The sequence below is a fragment of the Streptomyces sp. FIT100 genome (assembly GCF_024584805.1).
Lineage (GTDB): Bacteria > Actinomycetota > Actinomycetes > Streptomycetales > Streptomycetaceae > Streptomyces.
This window is the reverse complement of sequence record NZ_CP075715.1, coordinates 7,625,639-7,642,521: the sequence shown is the minus strand read 5'-3', so window position 1 is coordinate 7,642,521 and position 16,883 is coordinate 7,625,639. Positions and strand designations below refer to the sequence as shown.

The 16,883-nt window shown below is 72.0% G+C and carries 13 protein-coding genes; 6 read left to right on the top strand and 7 right to left on the bottom strand.

Annotation, left to right across the window (positions count from 1 at the left end; genetic code table 11):
* Positions 1–54: 54 nt before the first annotated feature.
* From KK483_RS33975 to KK483_RS33960, 4 genes are read left to right on the top strand one after another with little or no spacing between them, the layout of a single operon-like run.
* On the top strand, positions 55–1,779 hold the full coding sequence (locus KK483_RS33975; RefSeq protein ID WP_262009054.1) for a glycoside hydrolase family 127 protein: 1,725 nt from the start codon (positions 55–57) through the stop codon (positions 1,777–1,779).
* Positions 1,773–3,179 (top strand): glycoside hydrolase family 28 protein, encoded by a 1,407-nt coding sequence (locus KK483_RS33970; RefSeq protein WP_262009053.1) that lies wholly within the window; start codon positions 1,773–1,775, stop codon positions 3,177–3,179. Before KK483_RS33975 ends, KK483_RS33970 begins: the two co-directional genes overlap by 7 nt.
* A complete protein-coding gene (locus tag KK483_RS33965) occupies positions 3,176–4,486 on the top strand; it encodes a glycoside hydrolase family 28 protein (protein WP_262009052.1) in 1,311 nt (436 codons plus the stop codon). Before KK483_RS33970 ends, KK483_RS33965 begins: the two co-directional genes overlap by 4 nt.
* Entirely contained in the window at positions 4,483–6,165 is a 1,683-nt protein-coding gene (locus KK483_RS33960) for a DapH/DapD/GlmU-related protein (protein WP_262009051.1), read from the top strand. The genes KK483_RS33965 and KK483_RS33960 overlap by 4 nt, the downstream gene beginning before the upstream one ends.
* Here KK483_RS33960 and KK483_RS33955 read toward each other — a convergent pair.
* Positions 6,149–8,182 carry a hypothetical protein gene (locus KK483_RS33955; protein WP_262009050.1) on the bottom strand — a complete coding sequence of 678 codons (2,034 nt, stop codon included), beginning with the start codon at positions 8,180–8,182 and terminating at the stop codon, positions 6,149–6,151. The two genes, KK483_RS33960 and KK483_RS33955, sit on opposite strands and share 17 nt — an antisense overlap.
* A gap of 140 nt (positions 8,183–8,322) precedes the next feature.
* On the opposite strand from KK483_RS33955, the gene KK483_RS33950 reads away from it, so the two are divergent.
* Entirely contained in the window at positions 8,323–9,798 is a 1,476-nt protein-coding gene (locus KK483_RS33950) for an extracellular solute-binding protein (protein ID WP_262009049.1), read from the top strand.
* Positions 9,799–9,875: 77 nt separating this feature from the next.
* Here the strand turns inward: KK483_RS33950 and KK483_RS33945 are convergent, their stop codons facing one another.
* Positions 9,876–10,547 carry a PepSY domain-containing protein gene (locus tag KK483_RS33945; protein WP_262009048.1) on the bottom strand — a complete coding sequence of 224 codons (672 nt, stop codon included), beginning with the start codon at positions 10,545–10,547 and terminating at the stop codon, positions 9,876–9,878.
* A gap of 477 nt (positions 10,548–11,024) precedes the next feature.
* Here KK483_RS33945 and KK483_RS35585 point away from each other — a divergent pair, with 477 nt between their 5' ends.
* Positions 11,025–11,174 carry a hypothetical protein gene (locus KK483_RS35585; RefSeq protein ID WP_399015759.1) on the top strand — a complete coding sequence of 50 codons (150 nt, stop codon included), beginning with the start codon at positions 11,025–11,027 and terminating at the stop codon, positions 11,172–11,174.
* A gap of 15 nt (positions 11,175–11,189) precedes the next feature.
* Here the strand turns inward: KK483_RS35585 and KK483_RS33935 are convergent, their stop codons facing one another.
* Genes KK483_RS33935 through KK483_RS33915 form a run of 5 tightly spaced genes read right to left on the bottom strand, consistent with a single transcriptional unit; the run spans position 11,190 to position 16,876 of the window.
* Entirely contained in the window at positions 11,190–12,293 is a 1,104-nt protein-coding gene (locus KK483_RS33935) for a DUF5605 domain-containing protein (protein WP_262009047.1), read from the bottom strand.
* Positions 12,290–13,681, bottom strand: a complete 1,392-nt coding sequence (locus tag KK483_RS33930; RefSeq protein ID WP_262009046.1) for a DUF5060 domain-containing protein — start codon at positions 13,679–13,681, stop codon at positions 12,290–12,292. Before KK483_RS33930 ends, KK483_RS33935 begins: the two co-directional genes overlap by 4 nt.
* Complete coding sequence (locus KK483_RS33925; RefSeq protein WP_262009045.1) at positions 13,678–14,745, bottom strand: exo-alpha-sialidase; 1,068 nt, start codon at positions 14,743–14,745, stop codon at positions 13,678–13,680. The genes KK483_RS33930 and KK483_RS33925 overlap by 4 nt, the downstream gene beginning before the upstream one ends.
* Positions 14,745–15,812 (bottom strand): ABC transporter ATP-binding protein, encoded by a 1,068-nt coding sequence (locus KK483_RS33920; RefSeq protein WP_262009044.1) that lies wholly within the window; start codon positions 15,810–15,812, stop codon positions 14,745–14,747. The genes KK483_RS33925 and KK483_RS33920 overlap by 1 nt, the downstream gene beginning before the upstream one ends.
* Positions 15,809–16,876: an ABC transporter ATP-binding protein gene (locus KK483_RS33915; RefSeq protein ID WP_262009043.1), complete on the bottom strand. Its 1,068-nt coding sequence runs from the start codon at positions 16,874–16,876 to the stop codon at positions 15,809–15,811. Before KK483_RS33915 ends, KK483_RS33920 begins: the two co-directional genes overlap by 4 nt.
* Between the last annotated feature and the right edge of the window lie 7 nt (positions 16,877–16,883).

Sequence of the window (16,883 nt, the reverse complement as noted above, 5' to 3'; positions counted from 1 at the left end):
CGGCATTCAAGTCCGTCCGACCATCCAGCCGGTGTGAAGGACTGTGAGGGCCCCATGCGCACCATCCCCGCGACGCTCCTCCTGGAAGACCGCGCCGAGCAGGCCATGAACGCCGTCGTCGGCCTCGCCGACCCCGACCTCGGCCACATCCCCTTCTTCAGCGCCGATCTGCTCGCCGAGCCGGCCACGCTGGTCCACGGCGACTGGGACTACGGCTCCAGCCACGGCCGGCTGACGGACGCGTGCGTCCTCGCCCGGCACATGACCGGCAAGTCCTGGTGGTCGGAGACCGAGGAGCGCTACAAGGCCACGCTCCTCGACCTGCTCGCCGAGGACGGGCTGACCTACCGGCGCAGCCACCCCCTGGGGCACTGGGCGCCCCACGCCAACCTCATCGACCAGCGTGCGACGCTCCTCGCGCTCACCACCTGGTACCTCGAAAGCGGCGACGAGACGGTGCGGCGGGCCGCCGACCGGCAGGTGGCGGCGCTGAAGCGGATCGCCGTCAAGGAACGCGACGTCTGGTACTACCCGGCCTCCGAGTACACCCGGGACGGCGGCTGGCCCTCCGCGCACGCGGCCCAGCTGCACCTCGCCCCCGACCCGGCCTCGTTCTGCGGCCGGCTGATCATGCCGCTGCTCCGCCACCACCGGGCGACCGGCAGCGCCGACGCCCTGGAGCTGTGCGGCTGGTTCACGCGGCTCATCACCGAGAAGAGCGGCGTCTTCCTCCCCGACGGCAGCTTCAACGCGGCGCTCGCCTACCGCAGCGGGCACTTCCACACCCGGCTCGGCACGCTGGACGGCCTCGCCAAGTACGCGGTGTTCACGGGCGACCACGCGCTGACGGCGTTCGTGAAGCGGTCCTTCGACTGGGCGCTGACGCAGGGCACGGGCTTCGGCTGGACCCCGGGGGACCTGGCCGACCAGCGCTACGAGCACGAGACCTGCTCGCTCGTCGACCTCATCGGCATCGGCACCACCCTCGCCCGCGCCGGGTACACCGCGTACTGGTCCGTCGTGGAGCGGTTCCTGCGCAACCACCTCGCCGCCTCCCAGCTCTCCGACGTCGACTGGGTCCGCTCGGCCCCGGACCGCTCACGGGACATCCCCGGCTGGCGGACGCACCACCGCGTCGGGGAGCGGGTGCGGGGTGCCTTCGCCGGTTACGGGGCGCCCAACGACTACGTGTCCGACGTGGTCCTCGGCCGCGGGCACACCAGCGACGTCCAGGCATGCTGCGTCGGCTCCGGCGTCCGCGGGCTCTTCACCGGCTGGAACGCGGCGGTCGCCGGCGACGAGGAGCTGCTGCGGGTCAATCTGCTGCTCAACCGCGGGAGCAGGCTGGTCGACGTGCTCAGCCATCTGCCGTACGAGGGGCGGGTGGACCTGGACCTGCGCGCCGACTGCCGCGAGCTGCGGCTCCGTGTCCCCGACTGGGCCGGGTACGCGCACCTCACCGTCGTCCGCCACCCCGTCTCCGGACCGCTGGTCACCACCTCCGGCCGGGACACCGGCGCCTGGGCGCCCGACGGGTACCTCCGTCTGGACCGCCCCCGCGCGGGCGAACGGATCACGGTCACCTTTCCCCTCGCCGAGTCCACGACGGACGAGACCGCCGCCGGGCGCACCTTCCGCACCCGGTGGCGCGGTGACGACGTCGTCGGCATCCAACCGGAAGGCAGGTCACGGCCGATGTACAGCAGCCGACAGCTGGAGCCCAAGGCTCCGGAACGCACCCATACCCTCGCGGTGCCGGCCGAGGAGTGGTCGTGGTGAGCCGCGGCGGCAGGCGCACCTTCCTGATCGGCGCCGGAGCCATGGCGGCGCTCGCCCTGGGCGCCGGTCCGGCCGCGGCCCGGGCGGACTCCGCCGACGCGATGGCCGCGCGCATCCTGGCGGGGATCCGCACACCGCGCTTCCCCCGCCGCCGCGTCGTCATCACCGACTACGGCGCGGTCGGCGACGGGACCACGGACTGCACGGGGGCGATCCGGGACGCGATCGCCGACTGCGCCAGGGCGGGCGGCGGCCATGTCGTCGTCCCGCCGGGCGACTTCCTCACCGGGGCCGTGCATCTGCGCGACCGCATCGACCTGCATCTGGCGGCCGGGGCCACGCTGCGGTTCAGCCGCGACCCGGCCGCGTACCTCCCGGTCGTGTACACCCGCTACGAGGGCATCGAGTGCTACAACTACTCGCCCTTCATCTACGCCCGCGGCTGCCGGAACATCGCGGTCACCGGCAGTGGCACGATCGACGGGCAGGCGGACGCGACCCACTGGTGGGACTGGACCAAGGGACCCGGCGGCACGGCCCCCTCGCCCGAGCGCGTGGAGAAGGACCGGCTCAACGCGTGGGGCGACCAGGGTGTCCCGGTCGCGGAGCGGGTCTTCGGCGGCGGGCACCACCTGCGGCCGAACCTGATCCAGTTCTACGACTGCCGCGACGTCCTGATCGAGGGGGTGACGGTCAAGGACTCCCCGATGTGGAACATCCATCCGGTGCTGTGCCGCAACGTCACCGTCCGCGGGGTCACGGTCGAGAGCCCGAACGGCCCCAACAACGACGGCTGCAACCCCGAGTGCTGCTCCTTCGTGCTGATCCAGGACTGCGTGTTCAACACCGGGGACGACTGCATCGCCTTCAAGGCCGGGCGGAACGCGGACGGGCGCCGGGTCGGCGTCCCCTGCCGCTACGCCCTGGTGGAGGACTGCGAGATGCGCGACGGGCACGGCGGAGTGACCATCGGCAGCGAGATGACCGGGGGCGTCAGCGACATCCTGGCCCGCAACTGCCGGATGGACAGCCCCGATCTCGACCGCGCGCTGCGCATCAAGTCCAACCCGCTGCGCGGCGGGTACGTCCGGGACATCGTCTTCCGGGACATCACCGTGGGCACCGTCGGCGACTCCGTGATCGAGATCGCGCTCGACTACGAGGGCATCGGCGCCGGGCCCCACTACCCGGACGTGCGCGGGATCGAGGTGCACGGTCTGACGGCCGAGACCGGCCCGCTCGCCTGGTACTTCATCGGAAACGACGCCAACCCGGTCCGGGACGTGCTGCTCGACGACTGCACGTTCGCGGCGATGGAGGAGCCGTACGTCATGGAGAACGTGGAAGGGCTGGTGCTGCGCGGAGTGACCGTCAACGGGGAGGACGTGTCCGCCCCATGACCGACGACACCGCCGGGCGGCGGCTCGCGGCGGCCATCCGTGCCCGGGTGGCCCCGCCGGGCTTCCCCGACCGGGAGTTCCCCGTCACCCGCTACGGCGCCCGCGGTGACGGCCGCACCGACTGCACGGCCGCCTTCCGGCGCGCGATCGCGGACTGCCACGGAGCGGGCGGCGGCCATGTGACCGTGCCCGCGGGCACGTACGCCACCGGGGCGATCCATCTGCTCAGCAATGTCGACCTGCACCTGGAGTCGGGGGCGACGCTCGCGTTCAGCCGCGACCCGGCCGCGTATCTGCCCGTCGTCCTCAGCCGCTTCCAGGGCGTCGAGTGCTACAACTACTCCGCCTTCGTCTACGCCCGCGGCCAGGAGAACATCGCGGTCACGGGCTCCGGCACGCTCGACGGGCAGGCGGACGAGGATCACTGGTGGCCCTGGTCGGGCCAGGAGGAGTTCGGCTGGCGGCCCGGTGTGCGCGAGCAGGAGGACGACTGGCCGGCACTGTGGCGGCAGTCCGAGCGGGGTGTGCCGGTCGAGGAGCGGGTGTACGGCGACGGATTCCGTTTCCGCCCCAACTTCATCGAGACCTACCACTGCCGCAACGTGCTCATCGAGGGCGTCACGATCGTCCGCTCCCCCATGTGGGAGATCCACCCGGTCCTCTGCCGGAACGTGCTGATCCAGGACGTCACCATCGACAGCCCCGGCCCCAACAACGACGGCATCGACCCGGAGTGCTGCCGCGACGTGGTGATCCGCCGCTGCGACATCTACGCCGGCGACGACTGCATCGCCATCAAGTCGGGCCGGGAGGCCGACGGGCGCAGGGTGAACGTGCCCAGCGAGAACATCCTCATCGAGGACTGCGACCTGCGGCACCGCTACGGCGCCATCACCCTCGGCAGCGACATGACCGGCGGGGTGCGGGGCGTCGTCGCCCTCGACTGCCGGATCGGCGGCCCCGGGCTGTACTTCGGGCTCTACATCAAGACCAACTCCGTGCGCGGCGGCTTCGCCGAGGACATCCACCTGGACGGCATCACGGTCAGCCACCTCACCAAGGAGTTCCTCACCTGCGACTTCCACCGCGGTGAGGGCGACACCGGCGCCCACCCGCCGCGCGTCGGCGGCATCGACGTCCGCAACGTCACCGTGGACAGCGCCCGCAGGGTCCTGCTCGCCCGCGGCTACGGACACGCCCCGATCAGCGGACTGCACCTGACCGACTGCACGTTCACCGGGATCGCCGAGGCCGACCGCCTTGAGCACGTCCGGGGACTCGTACGGAAGAACGTGAGGCTGCCATGACCTCTGGCACCGGTGCACCGGGCCGCTTCGACTACTGCCCCTGGCTGTTCCGCGGCTCCGCGTCCGAGGAGGAGCGACAGGCACAGCTGGCCTGGCAGCAGGGCCTCGTCAAACGGCTGGTCGAGCAGGGCGGCGAGGCGGAGCTGGCGGGGCGTACGTTCGTGTCGCCGTGGGCGGGTGTCTTCACCGACCGGCTCCGGATGGGCGAGGGTTCGTACGTCGCCGCCTACGCGTACGTCACCGACGACGTGGAGATGGGCCGGGACTGCACGGTCAACCCGTTCGCCACCGTGCGCGGGCGGGTCCGGCTGGGCGACCACGTGCGGATCGGCGCGCACAGCTCGGTGCTCGGGTTCAACCACTCGACCGCCCCCGACCGGCCGGTGCACAAGCAGCCGCTCACCTCGGCGGGCATCGTGATCGGCGACGACGTGTGGATCGGCTCGGGGGTCGTGGTGGTCGACGGGGTGACCATCGGGGACCACTGCGTCATCGGCGCGGGCGCGGTCGTCACCAGGGACCTCCCGCCGTGGTCGGTCGCCGCGGGCAACCCGGCCCGGCGCCTCCGCGACCGCCGGGAGGTCCCCGCTCGCCGGGCGGTCCCGCAGGGGCTCGACGCCCGGCTGGAACGGTTCGCCGACCGGGCCCGGGAGCAGGCGGCGGAGCTCCTCGGCCGCTGCCGCGCGCAGGGCCCTGACGGTGTCCCCGCCTTCGCCGACCGGCCCGGTGCGCCCCGCACCGTACGGGCCGTCTGTGACGCCGTCGAGATCGCGCAGCTGCTGCTCGGCGCTCCCCCGCCGGGCACGACGGCCGAAGAGCTGGCGGCGCTGCTGCGCGGGCTCCAGGACCCGGGGACCGGACTGGTGCCCGAGTTCGGAGCCGCCCCGCCGGCACTGGACGACGACGCGGCGATGTACCACATCCTCTGCGTCGGGTACGCGCTCGATCTGCTCGGCTCGGGCTTCGCGCACCCCGTCCGCGCCGTGCACGCGCTGGACCCCGCCGAACTGCGGGCCAGGCTGGACGGGCTGCCGTGGCGGACCGCGGCCTGGCGCAGCGGCCACTGGGTGGACGGGATCGGCACCGCGTACCTGCGCAACATCGAGGGGTTCGGGCTGTACGCGGAGGCCGCCGACACGCTCTTCGGCTGGCTGCTCACGCATGCCGACCCGTGGCACGGGATGTGGGGGCGGCCGGGCGCCGCCGACCGGTGGCTCCAGCCGGTCAACGGCTTCTACCGGCTGACGCGCGGCACCTTCGCGCAGTTCGGGCTGCCCCTCCCGTATCCCGAGCGGGCCGTGGACACGGTCCTGGCCCACAGCCGTGACACGGCGTTCTTCGGACCGGACCGCGGCAACGCCTGCAACGTCCTCGACGTGATCCACCCGTTGTGGCTGTGCGCCCGCCAGAGCGGCCACCGTCTGGCCGAGGGCCAGGAGTGGGCGCGGGAGCAGCTCGGCCGGCTGCTCGACCGCTGGCAGGACGGCGAGGGCTTCAGCTTCGCGCTGGAGCCCGGCGGCACCCGGGAGCAGATGCCCGGCCTCCAGGGCACCGAGATGTGGCTGGCCATCGCCTGGCTGCTCGCCGACCACCTGGGGATCAGCGGCGCCCTCGGCTACCGGCCGGCCGGAGTGCACCGGCCGGAGCCCGTCCGTAAGGGGCTCACGCGCCCGCGGTGAGCTCGCGCAGCCGCAGGGCGTTGGAGAGCACCTGGGCCGTCACCCAGGACGGGTTCCAGGTGTTGCTGGTGCCGCGGCCCTGCCAGTTGGTGGGGCAGAACGCTTCGGCCTGCTCACCCGGGCGCTCGAAGTCCCACTCCCCCGGGCGGGTGCAGATGCCCTGGCCCAGCGCGTGCGCGATCAGACCGGCCAGCCGCGTGTACACGGGGCGGTCGGCCAGCTCGCCGAACCGCCACAGCTCGTAGGCCGGGAAGAAGACGTCCAGATGGTGGTTCTGGACGCTCACACCCGGCCATCCGACGGCCGAGAAGCCGCGCTCGCGCAGGGCCGATCCGGGGTCGTACCCGGGATTCCACTGGTAGACCCAGGTAAGCAGCCAGTCGGCGCTCGCCTCCGCCCACTCGCGGTAGCGCGCCTCGCCGGTCAGCTCCAGCAGTTCGCAGACGCACTGGAAGAAGGCGATCCCGCCCTCCTTGTCCTCGCAGACGGCGTCGAGCGTGGCGCGGGCGAAGGGGCGGGCGAAGTCCTCGGCGTGGAGCCGCTGGTAGCGCTCGGTGAGCTCCTCGGCGCAGCGCAGCAGCCCCTGGTCACCGGTGAGGCGGTGGGTCTTCAGAAGGGCCAGTACGCCCGGCAGCCCGGCCGCTCCGGGCGGCTCCGGGTCCGGGCTGCCGTCGAGGCGCCAGCCGAGCGGCAGCACCCCGCCCGCCGGGGCCGCGCTCACCGCGAGGAAGTCCGCACCCTCGGCGAGCGCCCGGGTCCAGCGCTCGGGGACGGCGTGGCCGGCCGCGCGCAGCAGGGCGATGACATCGGCCAGGTCGCAGAGCGCGTCACCGTACGCCCGGGCGGAGATGAACGTGCGCCCGTCCCGCCGGAACGCCGACCAGGTGCCGTCCTCGGTGCCGTAGAAGCTCATCCGCAGGCACGGAGGTGCTCCTGTGGCACTGCCGTCGAGGTAGAAGTTCACGGCGCGCCGGCAGCGGTCGACGCGCCACCGCTCGCCCCGCTCCAGACCGATCCGGGCGTCGCACCAGGCGAGCTTGAGGCACTGCCCGGTCCAGCCGTACATGAAGCCCGGCACATGGCCGGGGCCGGGGAACTTGAGGAATCCGGCGGCTCCTTCGGCATCGTGCCAGCGGCGGTCCATGGCGAGCGTCTTGTAGTGGACGATCTCGTCCAGTGACAGCGGCCGGGCGCCCACCGGCGCGTAGAGGCGCAGGCCCCGGTGGACCATGTCCCGGAACCCGTGGCCCGTGCGGCGCGGACGGCTCCAGTCGAGGGCGTGGCGCGTGGTCAGGGCGCCCGCGGGGGCGAGTTCGCGGTAACCGCCCTCGTACGCGGCGGTCGCGCTCTTGTGCACGTAGGCGACGTCGGCGGTGCCGTTGAACATCACGGTGCCGCTCATCGCGGTCAGCCGCAGACGGTCCTCGTGGACGGCGGCGCCGAGGGAGCCGTCGCCGGGGTCGGGCGAGAAGAGGCTCAGCGAGCGCGGCCCGTCGGGACCCTGCCATTCGGTGTGCACACAGGGAATGGGCAGCCGGTGCTCCTCCACGACCACCGCGCCGCCACCCGGCCCGGTCGCGAGCCTGGGCACGGTGCGGGCCGGGTCGGAGGAGGGGTTGTTGCGGTGGAGGACCTGGGGAAGGGTCACCATCTCGGGCGAGGACTGCGGCAGTTCGAGCACGAGGCCGACGGCGAGGTCCCGGAGCGGGGCGGCCGAGGTGTTGCGCCAGGTGATGTCCGCCCGCAGCAGGCCGTCGTCGAAGGCGAAGGAGATCTCGGCGGAGAGCTCCCCTACCGCGCACCGCACCACGAGGGTGTCGCCGACGCGCGTCACCTCGGCGTTCCGCACGCCCGGGAACGCGAACCGCCAGGGGCGCCCGGTCGAGACGACCAGCATGGTGCCCAGCTCGCCCGTGAAGTAGGGCTCTTCGTGGCCGTCCCCGTACAGGCGCAGCCGCGCACCCTCCTGCGCCGCGTCGATGGCCAGGACCTTCCCGCTCTGTTCGTCCCGGAGCATCCGCTCTCCTCTGCCAAATCCCGGTTCCCGCACAAGTGTTGACGCTTCCACCGCCTGGTTGGACCATAGTGGCATTCGAGTGGCATGCCAGTGGAGTTCATATCCGGCCAGACCCCGACCCAGAGAAGCGGAGGGTGACCATGAGCGAAGAATCCGGTGCCGAGAAGGACCGCCGCGGACTCACGCGCCGGAACTTCGTCGCGGCCAGCGCGTTGGCGGGATCGGCGGCCCTCGTGGGCGCCCCGGTCGTGGCGCCTCAGGAGGCCAGGGCACAGACCGCCAAGACCACGGGAGGGCGGTATGCCACCCGCACCGGCGCGGTGTGCACCCCGATCCCGAATCGGTACGACGAGCCGTTCGAGGTCTGCGACGACGAGATCTTCATCATCATCGCCAACTACAAGCCCGCCGAGAACCCGGGCTTCGTCGACAAGGTTATCGGCAGGAAACTCGCACAGAAGTTCCCGCACTTCAAGTTCAAGATCACGACCTGGGACTACCCCGTCCGGTACGAGGAGATCGAGGCGGCGGGCGTGGTCCCCGACATCATCATCGACGATCCGCGCCGGCGGATCGACCGGGACCTGGAGCACCGGGGCTGGCTGCGCGACCTCACCGGCGAGATCGACCTGAGCGGGCTCAACCCGGCCGCGGTCGAGCTCGTCAAGTCCCGCTCCGACGGCGGGGTCTACGGCGTCCCGCTGTTCATCGACGACTTCGTGCTGCTCTACAACAAGAAGATCTTCGACCTCTTCGGCGTCCGCTACCCGTCGCACGGCATGACGTACGACAAGGCGTACCGGCTGGCGCAGCGGCTGACCCGGGAGCAGGACCTGGTCGCGTACAAGGGCTATCTCCAGCACCCGGACAACTACCTGGACTTCAACCAGCTCGGTCTCTACCCGTTCCTCCCCACGGGCACCGAGACACCGGCGCCGCAGGACGTCAAGGTGAACATCACCTCGGCAGGCTGGCAGAAGCTGGGCGCCAACATGGAGCGGTTCTACCTCATCCAGCGAAACATCTTCACCTCGGTCGACGACTTCCTGCTCACGGGCCATGTGGCCATGGCCGTGGACACGCTCTGGAAGATGAACGCCTACACGCTCAACCCGAGTTACGTCCCCGAGGGCGACCTGGAGGACTGGCGGGTGTTGGCGCAGAACATCGAGCTCGGCGTCACGTCGGTGCCCGTCCTCGGCGGGGGCGACAACTCGACCTACCAGCCCAACACACTCGCCGCGTTCCTGCCTCCGCAATCGGCGAAGAGGGCGCAGGCCCTGGAGGTCGTGAAGTGGCTCGCCTCCGAGGAGGCGCAGATCGAGCTCGCCAAGCACGGCATGAAGCCGGCGCGCCAGTCCGACACGGTGGTCGCCGCGTTCGGCGCGGAGACGCCGGAGCTCGACGGGATCGACACATCGGGCATCTTCTGGGGCGAGAACGCCGTGGTGGACGGCTACGAGAAGACGGAGTACTGGGACATCCCGCTGTACCGGGTGTTCCGGCAGCACGTGCTGAAGGACGGCCTGTCGGTCAAGTCGGCGCTGACGGTGACGGAGACGCGGGACATCCCGAACTACATCAAGGCGCAGGCGGCGGCCGGCCTGGACTGGTGAGCCCGCCCCGGAGCGGTGAGCACCGCTCCGGGGCGGCGAGCCCTTCCCGGCCGGACCTCGCCGAGGCTCCGGCCGGGTCAGTCCCGGTCGACCTCCTGCCGCAGGATCTCGCCGCTGGCGGCGTCGATGTCGAAGTCCGTCTTCGACCAGTCGTCCGTCGACACCACGTCGACGGACCAGACCGGGGCGGCGCCACCGTTCCCGCCGCCGAGGCCGACGGAGGTCACGGTGCCCTGCTTGCGGTCCGTCGCGGTCGAGGCGGCCTGCTGTGCGGTCGTCTTGGCCTTGCTGAGCCGGTCGGCCAGCTGCTGCCGGTCCTCATTGTCCTGATCGCCCTCCACCTGTGACCGGGTGACCTGCCCGGTCACGGCGTCGACATGCACGTCGTAGGACGTGCCGTCCGACGTGGCGACCTCGCTGTCCCACTCCATGACCCCGTCGGAGCGCTTCAGCTCGATCTCGACCAGTTCGCCGTCCGGCACCTTCGCCACCGCGGCGTCCGCCGCCTGCTCCCAGTCGGTCTTCACGGCGCCGACCAGGTCCTTGCGCTCCGTCTGGTCCTCGGTGAGCGCGCCGGTCGTGGGCTGGTTCACGGGCTGCGCGGGAGGCTTGGTGGCAGCGGCGGAGGACTCGTCCTTCCCACCGTCCCCGCAGCCGGCGACGAGTACGGCCGCAGCCGCAACAGCACCCAGCACTCCGACGGCACGACCGCGTCCACGGCCGACGGACGTCACAGATCCATGTCTCATGCGCCCACCCTCGCCCCGGCCCGGCCCGAGGTGGGCGTCCCACACCCGGTCGCACCCCGATCAGCCCCGATCAGCCCCGTGGAATCCCCCACACGCCGGACCGGAGAACGCGTCTGCATCCCGACGGCGCATCGGCATCACCTCCCCTTCGAGCGGAGTCGCGAAGAAGCCGCGGTGGCGCCTGGACGGGGCGATCCACACGCTGCAGGCACGGGGGGGGTACGAGGTGGTCCTCGGCCGGAGGCCCTCGGCCGGTGCATGGACGGTGCCGGACATGTCACCGCGCCGGTGGCCGATCGCGCGAGCGAGCCGATCTCGATGCTGACCGGCCTGGCTCGTCGGGGAGTCCGACATGTCGACCGCGATCACGCAGCTGACCCTCCTGACGGGGACGGCGTCCGTGCACGGCAACAACCTCATGGACACGCCCACCGGGTGCCGGAAGGGCTGGTGTCGTGACGGCCCCAGCACGAGGCCGTGCTGGACGCGCTCGGGCCCTCGGGTGTGCCCGTCGTCGCCGACGTCGAGTGCGGGCACGGCGCGCCGTACCCTCCGCTGGTCGACGGCGCCCGCGGGCGAGTCGTGCACACCGCGACGCACAGCGAACCGACGCGGACGCTGGGCTGAGAGGCTGCCGTACGCTCAGGCCCGGCGGATGCGGATCGCCGTGTACTGCTCCGCGGGGAGCTCGACGTCGACGGGGCCCCCGGGCGCGGGCTCCTGTGTGCGTACGGTCATGTTCCAGGTGTCGATGACGTCGACCCGGTACGTCCCGTCCGGAAGCTCGAACCGCCGGCGCGGGTACCGGTGCGGCCCGAGGTACTGGAGCACGTACTCCCCAGGCGCCTCGATCGTCGACGCGTCGTAGTGGGCGGGGTTGTGCCGCAGGCCGGCGGGCGCGTCGTCGAGCACGCGCCGCAGGAAGGCGATGCGCTCGACGCACTCACCGGCGAGCCAGGGGCGCGAGCCGTACGACTCGGCGTGGGTCACATGGCCGCCCTGGCAGATGCCTTCCCAGATTCTGGCGAGCATCTCCTGGGCCGGCAGGCTGCCTTCGGGGTCCGGGGCGTCTCCCTCCGCGCCGCAGGCGTCGACGACGACCGGCTTGTCGAGGGCGTCCGTCAGGCCCGCGATCGCCCGGACCTGGTCGTGGCGCAGGCTGGCGTGGGTGATCCAGGGGGCCCCGAAGTCGGTGTCGATGCCGCCGTGGACGGTGAGGAGGTGGTGGCCGTGGTCGTGCTCGCGGATCTCGGCCAGCACCTCGGGATCGTCGGGGGCGCACCACCAGACGTTGCGGTAGGCCGCCAGCCGGGAGACGGTCTCCGCGATGCCGTCCCCGTCGAGCCTCACCTCGGCCTCGATGCCCAGGTCCCGCAGGGCCCGGATGCGCTGCTCGTCCGGGGCGCCGATCCGGACCCGGTTGAAGGGGGCCGCGGCCAGCGCCGCGAGGGTGCCTGCGTCCGCGTGCCCGGCGGTCGTGCCGTACGGACGGTACGGGGTCCCGTCGGCGTAGCGGAAGCCGAGGCCGTCGGCCCGGACCGGGCCGTGGTTGCCCTCCCCCGCCGGCGTGCAGACGAAGGTCCCGCTCACGCCGCCCGCTTCGTACGTCCACACGCCTTCCTCGTCGGGCATGAAGCGGACCTCCGGGCCGCGGGCCGTGAAGTGCCGGTCGCCCTTGGTGAAGACCACTTCCGCCGCGGGCAGTTCGAGTGCGAGGACGTCCCATCGCTCCACGGCCGTGGTCATGCCGTCCTCCGGATCCGCAGCGCCATGTCGGGCCGTCCCTTCAGTTCCGCCCGCACCGTCCCTCGGTGCACGCCGTCGAGTTCGGTGACCGTCATGTCCCAGGTGTCGATGAGTGCGACGCGGCAGTCGGCGTCCGGCGGCAGTTCGACGTCCCGGTAGGCGTGCTGCCGGTCGCCGAAGTAGACCAGGCTGTCGGCCGGCGACGCCTCCTCCAGGAGGCGCCGCAGGAACGCGATGCGCGGCACGCTCTCGCCACGCAGCCGCCCGCCCATGGAGATCCACCCCGCGCCGTCGGGGTCCTGCTCCGGATAGCACTCCCCGTGGCCCACGAAACCGCCGGCCGCGGCCGCGTGCCAGAACTGGCGGGTCAGCGCCCGGCCGGTGATGTTCCCCCAGCGCTTGCCGAGCCTGCCCTCGTAGCCGATCTCGTCGATGACCACGGGCTTGGGGCAGCTCTCCAGCCAGCGGCCGGTGAGGGCGGCGTCCCAGTGCTGGATGCTCTGGTGGGTGATCCAGGGCTTGGTGAAGTCGTAGATGCGCTCGTAGCTGTACATCCTGGTGCCGTTGTGGATGGAGCGCAGGTGCTGGTACGGGTCGTGGCGCTGCACGAACCGGCCGAGGCGGTCCCAGTCCGCGACCGTCTTGGCGCGGTTGAAGTCGTACTCGTTGGAGAGGGACCACCACACGTGCCGGTACGCGGACAGCCGGGCCAGGACGTACCGCAGCAGGAAGCGGTCCTCGTCGGGGCTCATGTCGTCGACGCCCCAGTGGCCCCGGTCGTAGGGGTGCAGCAGGATCACGTCCGCCTCGATGCCGAGCTCCAGCAGGTCGCGCAGGCGGCGCTCGAAGTGGGCGAAGAAGACCGGGTTGAAGCGGGTCTTGTCCAGGGCGCCCGGAGTGTCGCCCTGGAAGGCGAGATGCGGCGGCACCATCTCGTCGGTCGGGAGCAGGCACATGCGGATCTTGTTGAACGGGGAGGCGGCCAGCGCCTCCAGGGTCCCCCGCTCCCGCTTCTCGTCCTCGTCGTGGGTCCAGTGGTAGCAGGTGGTCCCGAACGGCAGGTACGGCGTGCCGTCGGCGTACCGGAAGGAGTGGGCTCCGGACACCCGGACCGGGCCGTGGTTGCCGGGTCCGGGCGGCACGCACTCGAAGGTGCCGCGCCGCCCGTCGAGGGCCGGGGCGTCGGACCGTGTGGTGTAGTGCCAGGTGCCCGGCCGGTCGGGCATGAAGCGGATGCGGTAGACACCGTCGCCGTCGTAGAAGCCGTCGACGTCGACGATGCGGTTGCGGTACTGGAAGGAGGCGCTCAACCGGACGTCGGTGTACGGGTTCCCCTCCGCGGGGCCCGTCAGCCGGAGTTCGTGGACGCCCCACTGCTCCACGCTCATGCGCGCACCCACTCCTCGTCGAGTCGCACGTGTTTGATCGTCTTGCGCAGGTAGGAGTAGGCGAGGTGCAGCCGTCCGTCCCGCGTCTGGGTGATGCTGGGGTAGGAGTAGCCCATCTCGTTGTCCCCGTACTCGTCGTCGGCGATCTGGACGTCGCGCCGGTACGGCCAGGTGCGGCCGCCGTCCTCCGACAGGGCGAGGGTCAGCGGCGTGCGCAGCGCCTTCCTGCGCCGTCCCTCCCCCTCGCCGACCCAGCGGAACTGGTCGCGCTCCAGGCTGGCGTCGTTGTAGACCAGCGCCAGTGCGCCGCCGCGCAGCCGGGTGAGCTGCACGGCGGAGTTGTTGTTGGGCAGCTCGGTCTTCACCAGGGGCCGCCAGGTCCGGCCGAGGTCATGGGACTCGGAGGCGTGGATACGGTCCGCGGCGCGGCTGCGGAACATGGCGAAGAGGCTGCCGTCGTCGCGCTGCACCGCGGTCATCTGCACCAGGTGGTCGCTGTCGGGCAGATCGTGCTCGTCCCAGGTGTGCCCGCCGTCCTTGCTGATCATCACGGTGCTGTGCTCGCCCGTCTCCCGGCACCTGTAGGCGGGCAGCAGCCAGGTGCCGTCGCCGAGCAGGAGCGGGGGGTTCCGCACGAAGATGCCGGGCCCCTCGATCAAGGTGCGCGGCGGGCTCCAGGTGCGGCCGCGGTCCGGGGAGGTGCGGACGATCAGCCGGGCCGTCTTCTGGTCGTGCGGTTCGTCGGAGGGGTGGAACAGCCAGACGGTGCCGTCGGGCCCCTGGGCGAGGACCGGGTTCTGCTCGGCGCGCTCGGGGTCGGCGGCCAGCAGCACCGGGGTGGTCCACCGGTCGGAGCCGAGGGGCAGCCGGGAGAGCACCACGTTCGTGCCGGGGTCGCCCTCGTCCGGGCCGTTGAACCAGGTGCACAGCAGGTCGCCGTCGTCGAGTTCGAGGAGGTTGGCGGCGTGGCTGTCGCCGGGGTGGAGGGTCGGCAGCAGCGCCTCGTGGAGCCTGGGGTCGCCCGGCGACGGCCGGACCACCCCGTCGAACCGCGGATCGCTCATCAGCCCGTCACTCCCTTGAGGTTCAGTTCTCCGGCATAGTGGCAGGCCGCCGTGCGGCCCGGGGTGATCTCGCGCAGCGCCGGCACGTCGGTGCGGCAGCGGTCCTGGGCGTAGAAGCAGCGGGGGTGGAAGGGGCAGCCCGCGGGCACCCGCGAGGGGTCGGCGACCTCGCCGCGCAGCACGATCCGCTCTCGGCGGCGGGCGCTCGGGTCGGGATCGGGCACCGCGGACAGCAGGGCCTCCGTGTAGGGGTGCAGCGGCCCGCCGTAGAGCACGTCGGTGGCTCCGGTCTCCACGACCTTGCCGACGTACATGACGGCGACCTCGTCGGCCATGTACTCCACGACGCCCAGGTCGTGGGAGATGAAGAGGTACGTCAGGTCCTCCTCGTCCTGGAGGTCTTTCAGCAGGTTGAGGATCTGGGCCCGCACCGACACGTCGAGCGCGCTGACCGCTTCGTCGGCCACCACGAGGCGGGGTGCGAGCGCCAGTGCCCGGGCGATGCCGACGCGCTGGCGCTGGCCGCCGCTGAAGGCGTTGGGGTAGCGGCGCATGTACTCGGGGCTGAGGCCGACGCGGCGCAGCAGTTCGGCGACGCGCTCCTCGGTGGCGGCGGCGCCGAGACCCAGGTTGACCCGCAGCGGCTCCCCCACGATCTGAAGCAGCGTCATCCGCGGGTTGAGCGAGGCGAACGGGTCCTGGAAGACCAGGCGCAGCTCGCTGCGGTACGGCTTGAGCTGCTTCTCGTCGAGCGCGGCGAGGTCCACGGTGGTGCCGTCGGCGCGGTGGTAGGTGATCTCGCCGGAGGTGGCCGGGTGGACGCTGAGCAGGCAGCGGCCGAGGGTGGACTTGCCGCAGCCGGACTCGCCGACCAGGGCCACGGTGCGGCCGGACCGCACGGTCAGGTCGACGCCGTCGACGGCGCGTACGGTGCCGATGGTGCGGCCGAACAGGCCCCGGCGGATGGGGAAGTGCTTGGTCAGGCCGTGGGTCTCAAGGAGCACACCGCCGGTACGGACGGGCGTGTCGGTGGTGGTGGCGGCCGGTGTCGCGGGCGGCGGTGTCATGCGGATTCCTCGCCTTCGTCCTCGTACAGCAGGCAGCTGACCGTGCCGTCGGTGCGGGCGCCGGCCGGCGTCCCGGGCTCGGGCCCGGGCCCGAGCACCGGTGCGGGTACGGGCCCGGGCACGGTCACCTCGCAGCGGCCTTCCATGAACTCCTCGCACCGTGGGTGGAACGGGCACCCCGGCGGGCGCAGATAGGGGCTCGGCACCATGCCCCGCACCGGCCGCAGCCGGTCCCGCGTGGCGGAGCCCAGCTTGGGCACCGATCGCAGCAGGCCCTGTGTGTAGGGGTGGCGGGGGCGGCGCAGCACGGTGTCCGTGGTGCCGGTCTCGACGACCGCGCCCAGATACATCACCGCGATCCGGTCGGCCATCTGTGCCGCGACGCCCAGGTCGTGGGTGATGAGCATGACGGCCATGCCGGAGTCCTGCTGGAGTTCGCGCAGCAGCTCCAGGATCTGCGCCTGGGTGGTGACGTCAAGGGCGGTGGTCGGCTCGTCGGCGATCAGCAGGTCGGGGCCGCAGGACAGCGCCATGGCGATCATGGCGCGCTGGAGCATCCCGCCGCTCATCCGGAACGGGTACTCGTCCACGCGCCGCTCGGGCGCCGGGATCCCCACGCGGCGCAGCAGTTCGACGGAGCGCTTGCGCGCCTCCTCCTTGCCGACCCCCTCGTGCAGGCGCACGGCCTCGCCGATCTGGTTGCCGAGGGTGTGCATGGGGCTCATCGAGGCCATGGGCTCCTGGAAGACCATGGCGACCCTCCGGCCGCGCACGGTGCGTACGGCCGGACCGTCGGCGTGTGCCATGTCGACGACGCCGTCGTCCGTGTGCACCCGGATGTGACCGCCGGTGATCTTCCCCGGCTTGTCGACGAGGCGCAGGATCGAACGGGCCATGACGCTCTTGCCGCAGCCGGACTCGCCCACCACGGCGAGGACTTCGCCTCGCCGGATGGTCAGCGAGACGCCGTCCACGGCGCGTACCAGGCCGTCGTCCAGCTGGAACTCGGTGTGCAGGTCCTCGACTTCGAGGAGCGGGCGAGCGGCCGTTGCTGCTGAGTCCACGCGGGGC

Excerpts from the sequence above, each read along its gene's own strand:
- KK483_RS33975 (WP_262009054.1), top strand. The coding sequence starts at position 55 with ATGCGCACCATCCCCGCGACGCTCCTCCTGGAAGACCGCGCCGAGCAG.
- KK483_RS33965 (WP_262009052.1), top strand. The coding sequence starts at position 3,176 with ATGACCGACGACACCGCCGGGCGGCGGCTCGCGGCGGCCATCCGTGCC.
- KK483_RS33960 (WP_262009051.1), top strand. The coding sequence starts at position 4,483 with ATGACCTCTGGCACCGGTGCACCGGGCCGCTTCGACTACTGCCCCTGG.
- KK483_RS33955 (WP_262009050.1), bottom strand. The coding sequence starts at position 8,182 with ATGCTCCGGGACGAACAGAGCGGGAAGGTCCTGGCCATCGACGCGGCG.
- KK483_RS33950 (WP_262009049.1), top strand. The coding sequence starts at position 8,323 with ATGAGCGAAGAATCCGGTGCCGAGAAGGACCGCCGCGGACTCACGCGC.
- KK483_RS33945 (WP_262009048.1), bottom strand. The coding sequence starts at position 10,547 with ATGAGACATGGATCTGTGACGTCCGTCGGCCGTGGACGCGGTCGTGCC.
- KK483_RS33935 (WP_262009047.1), bottom strand. The coding sequence starts at position 12,293 with ATGACCACGGCCGTGGAGCGATGGGACGTCCTCGCACTCGAACTGCCC.
- KK483_RS33930 (WP_262009046.1), bottom strand. The coding sequence starts at position 13,681 with ATGAGCGTGGAGCAGTGGGGCGTCCACGAACTCCGGCTGACGGGCCCC.
- KK483_RS33925 (WP_262009045.1), bottom strand. The coding sequence starts at position 14,745 with ATGAGCGATCCGCGGTTCGACGGGGTGGTCCGGCCGTCGCCGGGCGAC.
- KK483_RS33920 (WP_262009044.1), bottom strand. The coding sequence starts at position 15,812 with ATGACACCGCCGCCCGCGACACCGGCCGCCACCACCACCGACACGCCC.